14 protein-coding genes are annotated in these 14,156 nt (G+C 40.3%); 8 read left to right on the top strand and 6 right to left on the bottom strand.

Annotated elements, in window-relative coordinates; translation table 11 throughout:
- Positions 1–268: 268 nt before the first annotated feature.
- The 3 genes from gatB to gatC are packed head-to-tail and all read right to left on the bottom strand — an operon-like array spanning position 269 to position 3,595.
- On the bottom strand, positions 269–1,750 hold the full coding sequence (gatB, locus tag ACZ5QH_RS16855) for an Asp-tRNA(Asn)/Glu-tRNA(Gln) amidotransferase subunit GatB (RefSeq protein WP_303576333.1): 1,482 nt from the start codon (positions 1,748–1,750) through the stop codon (positions 269–271).
- Positions 1,750–3,228, bottom strand: coding sequence for an Asp-tRNA(Asn)/Glu-tRNA(Gln) amidotransferase subunit GatA (gene gatA, locus ACZ5QH_RS16850; RefSeq protein ID WP_303576332.1), 1,479 nt, complete (start codon positions 3,226–3,228; stop codon positions 1,750–1,752). The genes gatB and gatA overlap by 1 nt, the downstream gene beginning before the upstream one ends.
- A gap of 52 nt (positions 3,229–3,280) precedes the next feature.
- Positions 3,281–3,595: an Asp-tRNA(Asn)/Glu-tRNA(Gln) amidotransferase subunit GatC gene (gene gatC, locus ACZ5QH_RS16845; RefSeq protein WP_004717422.1), complete on the bottom strand. Its 315-nt coding sequence runs from the start codon at positions 3,593–3,595 to the stop codon at positions 3,281–3,283.
- A gap of 134 nt (positions 3,596–3,729) precedes the next feature.
- Between gatC and ACZ5QH_RS16840 the strand changes: the two genes are divergently transcribed.
- The 6 genes from ACZ5QH_RS16840 to ACZ5QH_RS16815 all read left to right on the top strand — a co-directional run bounded on the left by ACZ5QH_RS16840 (position 3,730) and on the right by ACZ5QH_RS16815 (position 8,509).
- Positions 3,730–4,770, top strand: coding sequence for a rod shape-determining protein (locus tag ACZ5QH_RS16840; RefSeq protein ID WP_004717418.1), 1,041 nt, complete (start codon positions 3,730–3,732; stop codon positions 4,768–4,770).
- 31 nt (positions 4,771–4,801) lie between these two features.
- Complete coding sequence (gene mreC / locus ACZ5QH_RS16835) at positions 4,802–5,659, top strand: rod shape-determining protein MreC (RefSeq protein ID WP_004717416.1); 858 nt, start codon at positions 4,802–4,804, stop codon at positions 5,657–5,659.
- Complete coding sequence (gene mreD, locus ACZ5QH_RS16830; RefSeq protein WP_004717415.1) at positions 5,646–6,143, top strand: rod shape-determining protein MreD; 498 nt, start codon at positions 5,646–5,648, stop codon at positions 6,141–6,143. The genes mreC and mreD overlap by 14 nt, the downstream gene beginning before the upstream one ends.
- Positions 6,131–6,697 (top strand): Maf family nucleotide pyrophosphatase, encoded by a 567-nt coding sequence (locus ACZ5QH_RS16825; RefSeq protein ID WP_303576331.1) that lies wholly within the window; start codon positions 6,131–6,133, stop codon positions 6,695–6,697. The genes mreD and ACZ5QH_RS16825 overlap by 13 nt, the downstream gene beginning before the upstream one ends.
- A 51-nt stretch (positions 6,698–6,748) precedes the next feature.
- A complete protein-coding gene (rng, locus tag ACZ5QH_RS16820) occupies positions 6,749–8,203 on the top strand; it encodes a ribonuclease G (protein WP_004717413.1) in 1,455 nt (484 codons plus the stop codon).
- A 132-nt stretch (positions 8,204–8,335) separates the two neighbouring features.
- On the top strand, positions 8,336–8,509 hold the full coding sequence (locus tag ACZ5QH_RS16815; RefSeq protein ID WP_004717412.1) for a PA1571 family protein: 174 nt from the start codon (positions 8,336–8,338) through the stop codon (positions 8,507–8,509).
- Positions 8,510–8,589: 80 nt separating this feature from the next.
- On the opposite strand, the gene ACZ5QH_RS16810 is transcribed toward ACZ5QH_RS16815, so the two are convergent.
- Complete coding sequence (locus ACZ5QH_RS16810; RefSeq protein ID WP_209827326.1) at positions 8,590–10,047, bottom strand: WS/DGAT/MGAT family O-acyltransferase; 1,458 nt, start codon at positions 10,045–10,047, stop codon at positions 8,590–8,592.
- A gap of 405 nt (positions 10,048–10,452) precedes the next feature.
- The gene (locus ACZ5QH_RS16805) at positions 10,453–11,187 is read right to left on the bottom strand and encodes a phosphoadenylyl-sulfate reductase (protein WP_004717410.1); all 735 of its coding nucleotides are present in this window, start codon (positions 11,185–11,187) and stop codon (positions 10,453–10,455) included.
- 321 nt (positions 11,188–11,508) lie between these two features.
- On the opposite strand from ACZ5QH_RS16805, the gene thrH reads away from it, so the two are divergent.
- Positions 11,509–12,126: a bifunctional phosphoserine phosphatase/homoserine phosphotransferase ThrH gene (gene thrH, locus ACZ5QH_RS16800; protein WP_004717409.1), complete on the top strand. Its 618-nt coding sequence runs from the start codon at positions 11,509–11,511 to the stop codon at positions 12,124–12,126.
- Positions 12,127–12,189: 63 nt separating this feature from the next.
- Here the strand turns inward: thrH and ACZ5QH_RS16795 are convergent, their stop codons facing one another.
- Positions 12,190–13,395 (bottom strand): MFS transporter, encoded by a 1,206-nt coding sequence (locus ACZ5QH_RS16795; RefSeq protein WP_303576330.1) that lies wholly within the window; start codon positions 13,393–13,395, stop codon positions 12,190–12,192.
- Positions 13,396–13,547: 152 nt separating this feature from the next.
- On the opposite strand from ACZ5QH_RS16795, the gene ACZ5QH_RS16790 reads away from it, so the two are divergent.
- Positions 13,548–14,141, top strand: a complete 594-nt coding sequence (locus ACZ5QH_RS16790; protein ID WP_151957618.1) for a TetR/AcrR family transcriptional regulator — start codon at positions 13,548–13,550, stop codon at positions 14,139–14,141.
- The last annotated feature ends 15 nt before the right edge of the window (positions 14,142–14,156 follow it).

Genomic DNA, 14,156 nt, shown 5'->3' with positions numbered 1-14,156 from the left:
GATAATTTGACTCTTTGACTCTTTGACTCTTTGACTCGTTATGCTTCTTATTTCGTAAAAAGTATGAGATTAATAATATGATTAAAATCAGATGACGCTCCCTCTCCCTCCGGGAGAGGGCTGGGGTGAGGGTGCTTTTCCATATAAAAAATTTTGAAATAAAACAATAGATTTGAATATATGCCAAATTTTTAAAAGCTAAACATACCAATGCCCTAAACAAAGAAAACCCGCTCTAAAGCGGGTTTTCTTTTAAAATTAAATCAGCTTAACCAATCAATTTCTTCATCAATTCATTGACTTGAGCAGGGTTGGCTTTACCACGAGAGGCCTTCATTACTTGACCGACTAGACCGTTGAATGCTTTCTCTTTACCAGACTTATACTCTTCAACTATCTTCTCATTGGCAGCAAGTACTTCTTTGATAATAGCTTCAATTGCACCTGTATCAGTTTCCTGTTTCAAGCCTTTTTCAGCAATAATGGCATCGGCAGTTTTGCCTTCTTCCCACATAAAGCCAAACACTTGCTTAGCAATCTTACCGCTAATGGTATTGTCAACAATACGTGCGATCATCCCGCCAAGTTGTTCTGCTGAAACAGGAGAGTCTTGAAGTTCAAGGCTGGCTTTATTTAAAGCACCAGAAAATTCACCCATCACCCAGTTTGCAGCAACTTTACCTTGAGCCGCACCACCAGAAGCCGTAACAACCGCTTCATAGAAGTCAGCCAATTCACGAGATAGAGTCAGTACATGTGCATCATATTCAGTCACAGCAAAGTCTGCGATAAAACGCGCACGACGCGCTTTAGGTAACTCAGGAAGTGCAGCACGAGCAGCTTCAATTTGCTCATTTGCAATGATCACTGGAAGCAAGTCAGGGTCAGGGAAGTAACGGTAATCGTTGGCTTCTTCCTTAGAACGCATTGAACGTGTTTCCATTTTGTTTGGATCGAACAAACGGGTTTCTTGATCAATACGACCGCCATCTTCCAAGATGTCCATTTGACGTTGAATTTCAACATTGATGGCTTGTTCGATAAAACGGAATGAGTTGAGGTTTTTTAACTCACAACGGGTACCAAATGGTTGCCCCGGACGACGTAACGATACGTTACAGTCAGCACGGAATGAACCTTCAGCCATGTTACCGTCAGAAATCCCTAACCAGCGTACCAAAGTGTGAATCGATTTGATATAAGCAACAGCTTCTTCAACCGAACGCATATCAGGTTCAGACACGATTTCAAGTAAAGGTGTGCCAGCACGGTTTAAGTCGATGCCAGACATACCTTCGAATTGATCATGAATCGATTTACCTGCATCTTCTTCTAAATGCGCACGAGTCACGCCTATACGCTTCACTGTGCCATCTTCAAGCTGGATATCGATATGACCTAGCCCAACGATAGGATTGTCCATCTGGCTGATCTGGTAGCCTTTTGGCGAGTCTGGGTAAAAGTAGTTCTTACGCGCAAATACAGAGGCTTGGTCGATATAGGCATCAATCCCCAAACCAAAACGAATTGCAAGATCAACCACTTCTTGGTTTAGCACAGGAAGTACACCCGGCATTGCTAAATCAACAAGGCTGGCTTGCGTATTCGGGTCTTGACCAAATTCAGTTGATGAACCTGAAAAGATTTTAGACTGAGTTGCAAGCTGTGTGTGAATCTCAATACCAATAACGACTTCCCAACCGTCAATCAGCTTTGACACGGATGGTGCTAACTTTTGAGCTTCAGTCATTATGCATTCTCCTCAGCAATAGCCGCACGTTTAGTATGCCAATCTGTATTTTGTTGATATTGATGCACAATTGAAAGCAATTGTGATTCTGACCAATAGTTACCAATTAACTGTAAACCTACTGGGAGATTATTCGTATCAAAACCAACAGGTGCGTTAATGGCTGGTAAGCCCGCCAAGTTCACCGCAAGTGTATAGATATCGCCTAAATACATTTCGGTTGGACTCAAGTTCGCACCGATTTTGTATGCTGTCGTTGGTGCAGATGGTGCTGCAATCACATCGACATTCTCAAAAGCTTTTAAGAAATCTTGTTGGATTAAACGACGAACTTTTTGTGCTTTCACGTAGTAAGCATCGTAATAACCAGCAGAAAGCGCATAAGTTCCAATCAAGATACGACGTTGCACTTCTGCACCAAACGCTTCTGAACGAGAGCGTTTATAGAGATCTAAAATATCCGTTGGGTTTTCACAACGGTAGCCATAGCGAACACCGTCATAACGTGACAAGTTAGAAGACGCTTCCGCAGGAGCGATCAAATAATAAGTTGGTACATAGGCTTCAGTCATGTTGAGGTCAATCTCAATCAATATCGCACCCATGTCTTGTAATTTTTTCAAAGATTCTTCAACACGTGCCTTAACTTCTGCATCGAGACCTTGAACATTGAAGTATTGTTTTGGAATACCAATACGTAAACCTTTCACTGCTGTTGCATTTAAGTTTGCAACATAGTCATCTACTTCTTTGTTGATTGAGGTTGAATCTTTGAGATCATGTCCAGCAATGGTGTTCATCAAAAAAGCACAGTCTTCAGCAGAACGTGCCATTGGTCCACCTTGATCCAGTGATGATGCAAACGCAATCATCCCGAAACGAGAGACACGCCCATAGGTCGGTTTAAGACCGGTTAAGCCACAGAAAGAAGCAGGCTGGCGAATTGAACCACCTGTGTCGGTACCTGTTGCAAGCGGGGCAAGATCAGCTGCAACAACAGCCGCAGAACCACCAGAAGAGCCACCAGGAACATGTTCTAAGTTCCATGGGTTTTTAGTCGCGCCGTAGAATGAACTTTCAGAGGTTGAACCCATTGCGAATTCATCCATGTTCACTTTACCTAAAGTCACTAGGCCAGCTGCTTTGGCTTTCGCCACCACAGTTGCATCATAAGGTGAAATGAAGTTGTCCAGCATTTTTGAACCCGCAGTGGTTTTAATCCCTTGGGTACAGAAAATATCTTTATGCGCCAGTGGAACACCAGTCAATACGCCAGCAGTTCCAGATTTTAGTAAGTTGTCAGCAGCATCAGCTTGAGCCAATGCTTGTTCGGGAGTGACCGTTACATACGATTTGACACGATCATCAATTTTCGCAATACGGTCCAAATAATGCTGAGTCAATTCACGAGATGAAAATTGGGCAGATTTTAAGCCTTCTGTCATTTCACGAATCGATAAACGGTGTAAATCAGTCATGAGTACAATTCTTTACGATTAATTTTTTAAAATAAGTTCATTTGATCAAATATTATTCAATCACTCTCGGAACGAGGTACAAACCATCCTGAGTTGCAGGAGCAATGGCTTGATATTCTTCACGATGGTTCGCTTCAGTCACGACATCTGGACGAAGTGGTTGCGGATTATCAAATGGGCTCTTAAGTGGCTCAACACCATCGGTATTGATCGCTTTTAAGGTCTCCATCATCCCTAAGATTTTATTTAAACTTTGAGCATATTCAGCAGATTGCGTATCATTCAGCGACAATCGAGCAAGATTGGCGATTTGCGATACAGTTTGTGCATTTAATTCTGCAGAATGCTGAACATCTGAACTTGACATGATGTCTCACCTAATCAGTTTTAAAAAAATTCAAAATATCGTGCGTTATAATAAGCGATTGACTTGTTCAAATCATCACATTTAGTTAAAGTTGCCATCTTGCGTCCATATAAAGTTTAAACTGAGAACGACCCGTGATTCTAAAACGACTAATTGGCTTGTTTTCGCCAGATCTCGCCATTGATTTAGGTACTGCAAATACACTTATTTATGCACCAGGAAGGGGCATTATATTAAACGAACCGACAGTTGTGGCGATTCGTCACAGTGGTTCGCAGAAAATTGTTGCAGCTGTGGGTTTAGATGCTAAGCAAATGCTTGGTCGTACCCCAGCCAATATTTCTGCAATCCGTCCGATGAAAGATGGTGTTATTGCAGATTTCGAAGTTACTGAAACCATGTTAAATCAATTTATTGGTAAAGTGCATGAAAAACGTTTATTTCCACCTGCACCTCGTGTAGTGGTATGCGTACCATGTAAATCAACATTGGTAGAACGCCGTGCGATTCGTGAAGCTGTGTTTAACGCAGGTGCACGTGATGTACGTTTGATTGAAGAGCCTATGGCTGCTGCGATTGGGGCGGGTATGCCTGTTGAGCAAGCATGTGGTTCTATGGTCGTAGATGTGGGTGGTGGTACAACTGAAATTGCCATCATTTCCTTACAAGGTTGTGTGTACGCAGATTCTTTACGTATTGGCGGTGATGTTTTTGATGAACAAATTATTAACTATGTACGTAAAGCACATGGTTGTGTAATTGGTGAAACAACAGCTGAAACTATCAAAAAAGAAGTGGGTATGGCTGTTGCTGACGGCACAACTTTAGAAATTGAAGTTCGTGGTCGTAACCTTGCTGAAGGTGTACCGCGTGCTATTACGGTAACTTCAGATGAAATTACCCAAGCGATTTCTGATCCATTACAAAGTATTGTTTCTGCTGTGAAATCAGCACTTGAGCAAACTCCACCTGAGTTATCTTCTGATATCGCAGAGCGTGGTATTGTGTTGACAGGTGGTGGTGCATTACTGCGTAACCTAGATAAGTTGCTTGCCCAAGAAACAGGTTTACCTGTTGTTGTAGCAGAAGATCCTTTAACTTGTGTAACGCGTGGTGGCGGTAAAGTCTTAGAATTCTTTGACAATCCAAACCATGATATGCTTTTTGTAGGCTAAACTATACTCGATTAAGTTTAAGGATGAGGCGGTGCAACCGAATCTCTTTTCAAGACAACCGCCATCTTTTCGCTCGTTCATCATTGCGGTCATCACTTGTTTGGTAGTGCTGTTTTTTAACTGGCGCATGCCACAAGTGATTCAACCTGCAAGAGATGTCTTGTATGCGGCATATAATCCAATTTATGCCTTAGCAAGCTATCCTGTATTGTCGAAAGAATGGCTAAATCAACAAACTAAATCTGAGGCTCAGTTACGTCGTGAAAATACCGCGATGCAAGCTGAATTGCTTCAGGCTCAAGTACGTCTGCAAAAACTTTCTGAACTTTCTGCTGAAAATACCCGTCTACGTGGTTTACTCGATACGCCATTGATTATCGATGGGCGTATGGAAATTGCAGAAGTGATTGGAACCGATGCTGACCCATTGCGCCATATCATTATCATTAACCGTGGTGAAGCCAATCATTTAAAAGTCGGGCAAACCGTTTTAGATGATAAAGGTATCATGGGGCAAATCATCAACGTCTATCCACATAGTAGCCGTGTTATGTTGCTTTCCGATAAAGAGCATTCTTTATCTGTACGTTTAGAAAGCTCAGGTATGCGTGCCATCGTGACGGGTACTGGTGATTTAGGACATTTGAAAATGGAATATGTTCCAACAAGTGCCAATATCAAAGTGGGTGATAAAGTTTATAGTTCAGGTTTGGGGCAACATTTCCCAGCAGGCTATTTGGTCGGTTCTGTATCTAAAGTTATGCGTCATAACACGGGTGAGTTTGCGCAAATTGATGTGGTTCCCGCTGCACAATTAGCAGGTGGTCATCATGTTGTGGTACTTTTCTCTGATTCTTTAGCGATGGAGCAGCCAAATGTTGATCGCTAAGAAATTACCTTCTGAAAAGCAACGTAAAGATCCATTATGGATTATTGTTGTCTCAATTATTATTGGTTCAATTTTAGTGGTTTATCCGATGTCCTATGCATTAGCAGGATGGCGGCCACTGTATATGTTTTTAATCATGCTATTTTGGGTGCTGTGTCAGCCTACATGGTGTGGAATTTGGTTTGCATTTACCATGGGGCTCTTTACTGACTTATTGTTAGATGCACCTTTGGGGATGAATGCATTGAGCTATGTGTTGATTGCATTTTTAACTCGCTATTTTATTCGAGAAAGACGTGTACTGACATTTAGTAATCTTTGGATTATTAGTATGTTTGCAATCCTCGCGCATTTGGTCTTTACCTTTATGGCACAAGTGATGGCAGGTACGCATTTTTCGATTACCCGTCATTGGCAAACATTGGTTTCGAGTATTTTTTGCTGGCCAGTTCTTTATTATTTATTAAGAAGATGGCGCATTTAATTCTGGCCTCAGGCTCACCAAGGCGTAAAGAGCTGCTTTTACAAGTGGGCTTGGATTTTGGCATCCACAGCCCAGATATTGATGAATCTGTCTTGGAACATGAACAGATTGAGCAGTATGTACAACGTTTGGCTGAAAGCAAAGCCAAAGTGGTATTGGCGTTGCATCCGCAAAGCACTGTTATTGCAGCAGATACAAGCTTGGTTTTTGCCAATCAAATTATTGGGAAACCAACATCTAAGCAGCATGCTTTTGAAATATGGACATTATTGTCAGGTCAAAAACATGAAGTGTTGACAGGTGTTTGTGTTGCAAATGCACATCAATTATTGAGTGTCGTGGTTCGCACGCAAGTTGAGTTCCAACAATTCAGTCTGAATGATATGGAAGAATATTGGGCTACAGGTGAACCTTTGGGGAAAGCTGGCGCATATGCAATTCAAGGCATTGCGGCAAAGTATGTGACAGGTATAAAGGGTAGTTATAGCAATGTGGTTGGGCTACCGTTGCATGAAACGATACAGTTACTTGATCGTATAGATCAGCGCAGTTGAGGCACTAAATTAACTGCTGAAAAGAATTTTTATAATGTTTTGAGTTTAGTTATGTCTGACGAGTTATTGATTAACGTCACACCTATGGAATGTCGTGTGGCGCTAATTCAAAATGGTACGGTCAACGAACTGTTTGTTGAACGAACTGTTAAACGCGGGTTAGTCGGGAATATTTATAAAGGAAAAGTTGTCCGTGTACTTCCAGGGATGCAAGCAGCCTTTGTCGATATCGGGTTATCTCGTACTGCATTCTTACACATCAATGATATGATTTGGCCGCGTAATCAACCTACGCCAAATGTCTTTGAGTTATTACAACCTGGTCAAATTCTGACGGTTCAAGTGATGAAAGACATGTTGGGCACCAAAGGTGCGCGACTCAGTACCGATCTTTCTATCCCATCTCGTTATCTTGTCTTGATGCCATATGGCAGTCATATTGGTGTATCGCAACGGATTGAGTCTGAAGAAGAACGTGACCGTTTACGCTCGATGATTGAAAGAATTCAAAGCGAGCATAAGTTGCCGGGTTCAGTGATTGTACGTACAGCCGCTGAAGGAATTGAAGAGGCTTCAATTGCTCAAGATATGGCATATTTAGCCAAGCTTTGGGAATTTATTCAGAAAAAACAAAAAATTATTGCAGTTCCTTCGTTGATTTTTGAAGAGCTTCCTTTACCACAACGTGTTATTCGTGATTTAGCCAATGATGATACGGCAACGATTTATGTCGATTCACGAGAAATACATGCCAAGTTGCAAGAGTTCGTTTGTGAATTTGTACCGAGTATGGAAAGCCGCTTGCAGCATTATCCTGGTGAGCGTCCACTTTTTGATTTGTACAATGTCGAAGAAGATATCCAAAAAGCATTACAAACCCGTGTAGCTTTGAAGTCAGGTGGCTATCTGATGATCGACCAGACTGAAGCGATGACCACAATTGATGTCAATACAGGTTCGTATGTTGGTGGGCGTACGCTAGAAGACACTGTGTTTAAAACCAATATGGAAGCGACACAGGTGATCGCCCGCCAATTACGCTTACGTAATTTGGGTGGCATTATCATTATTGACTTCATTGATATGCAGGAAGCTGTACATCGTGAAGAGGTCATGAACCAGTTTGATAAAATGCTGGAACGTGACCATGCAAAAACCAAGATTACCCAAGTCTCTGAACTTGGCTTAGTTGAAATGACACGTAAACGTACCCGTGAATCATTAGAGCATTTGTTGTGTGAATCATGTCCGACCTGTCAAGGGCGCGGATTTGTGAAAACAGCAGAGACAGTATGTTACGAAATTTTTCGAGAAATCTTAAGATATACCCGTGCTTATGAGTCTAAGAGTGGCTTTACTGTTATCGGTCATCCATCTGTGATTGATCGCCTATTAACTGCGGAAGCCCCAGCTGTCGCGGATTTAGAGCATTTTATTAATCGCGTGATTAAATTCCAAGTCGAAAATTTATACACGCAAGAGCAATACGATATCATTTTGAGTTGAAATTGTAACAGGATGTCGTTAAACAGTTGTTACATCTGAAATTTTACTTTTTCAACTGATTTCACAATACTAGATTACAAAGGTAGCCAAAGACTTTCTCCCTTTCACAGTCTTAGCAAGTGAGGTCATAAAATGAGTGTAAGTGAACAATTAATCAGTCGTAGTATCAAGCATGTGTTGGAAAGCCAGCCTAAAAATACATGTGTTATGTTAGATGACAATGGTCAAGAAGTGAAAATCACCAAAGACATGGTGGTTAATGTCTGTCATCAACTGTTAAATAAGTGTCGTAATGTTAAAGATTAAGGGGCATATATTAGCCCCTTAATTTTTGAATCAATTTATGTTTTTATCTCTCAAGCAACACTAAAATCAATTATAAAATCCTATACTAACTTTCGTGCTGCAACAGATTCCTTCGCTACATCTTGAGTATCCGTTTTTGCCTTGGCTTGAGCGTTTGGCTTTTTATCGGCGAGTTCTAGTGCATTTTTCTCTGCAATAATTTGCTCAAACTTTTGGATTTCATTTTCCAAATGCGTGAGAAGATTCTGCAATTTAGGTAGAGATTTACGGCAACCGGTTAAACCGACTTCTAATTTATCTAAATAACTGGTCATAGTGATATTTAGTGCCTGACCATCCAAAACAATAGAAACAGGGTAGAGAGCATCTAATTTAGCGCCATTCCAATACAAAGGTTCACGTGGTCCAGGTACATTGGAAATGATTACGTTAAACGCCTGACGTTTTGGCATAAGTCCTGATGCAATATTCACACCTGCTGCACCAAAAACGAAAGCACTATAATTTAAGATTTGATCAGAGCTCATACGTTTAAAACGATTTTTTGCATTTTGTACACTGCGTTTAATAATGTCTAAACGCTCTAAAGGACTTTCTTTATGTGTACCTAAATTTGCCAAAATCATGGTGATACGGTTACTCATATCTGAGTCATCATCACGTAATGAGGCTGGAACCATCGCAATCAGTGGTTTTTTCGGTAAAGCTTCTTGTGTGATTAAATAATCACGTAACGCGCCTGCACATACCGCAAGTACCACATCATTAATCGTAACACCAAGGGCTTTGGAAATATCTCTAAAACGATCAAGTTCAAAAGACTGAGCAGCGAAACGACGTGATGAACTTACCCGTTGGTTAAATAAACTGCTTGGTGCTTGGAAGCTTGAAACATAATCGGGGTTTTTCCCCATTTCTTTAAATACTGTTTGGAACAGCTCTTGAGTCACTTTAGGTGCTGCTTCAACTTGCCCTTTTAAAGCAGAGAATATTTTTTTAGCTTTATCCAGTTTAGTTTCTTTTAAACGTTTTGCCCGTTTACCTTCGACACACCAAGGCGGAATAATAGTTTTGGAGTCAGCATCTTTTGAAAATGATTTTTCCACCAGACGCATACCAGCCACACCATCAATCATGGCATGATGGATTTTAAAATACATGGCAAAGCGATTGCCTTCAATCCCTTCAATAATATGACAGGTCCAAAGCGGCTTAGCTCGGTCAATCAACGAACTGTGTTCTTGTGAAATATAAACCAATAATTCACGGATACGTCCCGGATGAGGTAATGCGATATGACGGAAATGATGGTCGATATCAAACTCTTCATCTTCATCCCAAAACATGCCGCTTAAGCGGTTGTTAAAGGGTGGAACAGGAATGGATTTTGAATTACGAATATCTGCAACAAGATCTTGAATGAAGGTAGAAGGCGCATGTTCTGGTATTTCAAATAAGAATAACCCACCAACATGCATGGGTTGTTGACGTTTTTCTAAATTTAAAAAAATAAAATCAATAGGGTGTAATGGGCGCATAGTCTTGGATTGCCTCACTGCAATTTCTACAACAACTCTTTTATGAGCTGGTGAATTGTTAGAATTATAGAACCGTGTAACTTGGGTCTGTTGATCATTCGTCCATGTTTACAACGATGTGATGTTGGAAAACATCAGGTACATCGTTACATTTTGTGTTGCCAACAATGCAGCGCTTTGTTGGCATTCTGGGTATAGCTAAAATTTCTCAGTTTGAGTGATGAAACCTGAAAATAGTCTCACTATTTTTTCATGCCTTTGCCTACTCAACTTTAGCCTATAACACAAGCTATAGATGAAATATCAACAAACCTTAGTATAAAACTTTTCTAAGCGTAAAATCCAAGCATTTCGATGAACGTTAAGTTAATAAAAATTCATGAGTTTTAATGAGTTTTCCTGATATTACTTTTTTAAATTGCCTGCGTGTAAGCCACATTCTTTATGTGTTGCTTCTTCCCACCACCATCGACCTTCGCGTTCATGTTGATTTGGCAATACTGGACGGGTACATGGTTCGCAGCCAATTGAGATAAAGCCTTTTTCATGTAATGGATTATAAGGAATCTCCATCATACGAATATAGTTCCATACATCCGCACTTGACCAATTGGCCAATGGGTTATATTTAATCAGTTGTTTGCCTTCACCAGAAAAACCGCTATCCGCTTGAATGACGGGAATTTCCGTACGTGTACCTGGACTTTGATCTTTGCGTTGTCCTGTAATCCAACCATCTAAAGTGGCTAATTTTTTACGTAGTGGCTGAACTTTTCGGATACCACAGCATTCTTTATGGTCATCTTGATAGAAGCTAAATAAACCTTTTTCATTGACCAACTGTTGAACGGCATCGGCTTCTGGAAAGCAAATCTCAATTTTAATCCCATAGTGCTTACGTACGGTTTCAAGAAATTGATAGGTTTCAGGGTGTAAACGCCCTGTATCTAAACTAAAAACACGAAATGGTTTACCTAAATTGTGTGCCATATCGATAAGAACAACATCTTCTGCGCCAGAAAATGAAATTGCAATTTCACCTTGCTGAGAAAGCGCAAGTTCTAAAATTTCAGAAGGTGATTTGTCGGCATACTCAGTCGCAAGTGCGTCCACAAGATCTATGGTTGGAATGGCGGTCATATCTGCTCCTGGCAGTTAGCTTGAAGCTACAATTTTCGTAAACATGTTCAAAAGATATTTGAATTTAAGCATTTTGGCAAAAATTAGCGCAATTCAACTTATGTGAATTGCTGCTTTTGACGATCCAGATATTTTAAAGTAAATGAAATATGCTACTTAGCAGATTAATTAAAATGCTTATGAATAAAACAGATTTGCAAATATTGACAAGTCTTATGCATAACCAAATGAAATGGGTTTGCTGTAAAAACTTTCAGCATTCTTTTTAAACTTTAGTGCTATGATAAGCCCAAAATTTTTAACTGACATTTGGGAGAACCCATGGAAATCGTATGTCTTGATCTTGAGGGTGTATTGGTACCAGAAATCTGGATCAATTTTGCTAAAAAAACAGGAATCAAAGAATTAGAAGCAACAACTCGTGATATTCCTGACTACGATGTGTTGATGACTCAACGTTTAAATATTCTTAAACAGCATGGTTTAGGCTTAAATGATATTCAAGCTGTGATTGCAGACATGGGGCCGTTTCCGGGTGCAAAAGAGTTTGTAGAATGGTTACGTACCCATTTTCAGTTGATTATTCTTTCAGATACATTTTATGAGTTTGCACATCCGTTGATGCAACAGTTAGGTTGGCCAACAATTTTCTGTCATAAATTAGAAACGGATGAAAATGGTATGATCACTGCGTATAAGTTGCGCCAACCTGATCAAAAACGTGAAGCTGTAAAAGCCTTACATGGTCTAAATTACCGTGTGATCGCAGCAGGTGATTCGTATAACGATACAACCATGTTGGGTGAAGCTGATCATGGTTTCTTATTTGACGCGCCTGAAAATGTGATTCGTGAATTTCCACAGTTCCCGCCAATTCATGGTTATGACGCACTGAAAGAAGCAATTCGTAAAGCATCTATTCGTGATATTCCAGCTTAATCTAAGATTTAAACCCAAAGGCGCTCAATGCGCCTTTTGTTTTGCTTTGATTTTTAACACGTTTTAATGAATGTTCTGTTTATTTTTAAACGCAAAAACAAACGCCAAGCTGGCTAACAAGATAATCATACAAATATAGACATCTGCAGTAAAAATTAAGCCCACTTTATTGACAAAGTATCCAGCAATAATCGCAGGTATACTAAAGGCCAAATAGCTTTCAACAAAAAATGCGGCCATTAAACCTGCACGTTGTTCAGGTAAAGCTAAGGGCATAACAGCACGAATTGCACCCATAAAACCTGTACCAAAGCCAATCCCAGTCACCACAGCACCAATAAACAATAAGATTGGTTGCACCAGATGAATGCCAAGCAAAATAACACTTGAGCCCGAGACAATCGTAATTGCAGCAGTGACTAAAATTTTAAATGTTGGCGCATTGCGCAGGGTTAAAATCCCAACAGCCCCTGAAACTGATAGGGTAATAAACATCATGCCATTCAACCATGCCGATTGCACATGGAAAGCTTGAGCCAGCAATGAAGGCATTAACGAGAGGAAGAACCCACTGACCATCCATAACGAGATATTAATTGGACTTACGATCAAGAGGGCTTTTCGGGTTTGTACTGGAACAGTCAGTTGCGGTTTTAATGATGCCAAAGCACCCACACGTTTAGTTGCGGTTTCAGGGCTAAAAATTGCGATAAATGTGGTAGATACAAACAGAAAAATGAGTATTTCAAAAATAAGTGTTAATGGAACAGTCGAAAACTCTAAAACAATGCAGGTCATTAGCATACCCGCAGCCATACCAAGCATTGGAGAAATACTATTAATTAAAGAACCCTGTGTTTTACTCAGATCAAGCAAAGCTGCTCCAAACGTAGATGCGGCTAAAGCCGTGGCAATACCTTGCAAACCTCGTGCGATAAACAGCATTTCGATATTGGATGCAAACAAGAAAAAGCCCATGGACAGAATTTCTAAAATCAAAGCCACAAAAATAACCGGCTTACGTCCAATATAATCAGACAATGATCCTGCCACCAATAAGGTTAATAGCAATGCAAACGCATAGGTGGCAAAGATAAGCGTTAATAAAACAGGAGAAAAATGGAAGTGTTGTTGATACAAGCGATATAACGGTGTTGGTGCGCTTGAGGCTGCCAAAAAGGCCATTAGGGTAAAAGTATGTGTGTACAGTGCAGCATTATGGCTTAATTTATAGGAAGTCACTTGACGATTAAAATTAGAGTTGCGCATAATCAACATGTACATAAAAGCTATTAATTAGCTTTTATACCGTATTTTGGATTAAACACAAAGGTTTAGCTAAGATGATTTTTGATTAAAGCTGTTCTTCAAGCATTAACCCATTGATAGATTTTCATTTATAGATTTGTAGTGATTTACTGATGACGAAAGTGATTACAGGTTTGCGTCCCGGTGGGCGCAGTGCACGAATACAAGCTGCAGTTCATAATGCGGTGCAAACATTACAGCAGAATGTTGCTGTGGCAGATTTGACGATTCCGATGATTGCTGAATATGCAGGGGTCACCCCCTCTACGATCTATCGACGTTGGGGAGATTTATCTCAACTGCTTGCAGATGTTGCCTTTAATATTTTACATCCAGACAGTGTACCTGCGGATCTTGGGAGTTTTAAGCAAGACTTATATGCATGGATGGAGCAATATTTTGAGGAATATGCCTCACCCGTTGGGCGTACAATCTTAAGCGATATTGTGGCGGAAAATGATTCGCCAACCTCTGGTAAATGTTATGACTTTTTGATTCAACAGTTAGATATTATTCAGCAACGTGCCCAACAAAGGAATGAAACAAGCATCGACAATCAACTGATTATTGAAATTGTGATTGCACCCATGTTGCATCGGATTCTATTTACCGAACAAGAATCCAGTTTGGACTATATTCACCACTTATTGGCGCGCTTGTTTAATTTTGCGGATGTCTTAAAAAACACGACATCCGATTTTGAGTAGTAAACAGGTACACAA

The organism is Acinetobacter sp. Ac8, assembly GCF_055392545.1.
Note: the sequence above shows the minus strand (reverse complement) of the source record. Positions and strands in the feature narration are given on the sequence as shown.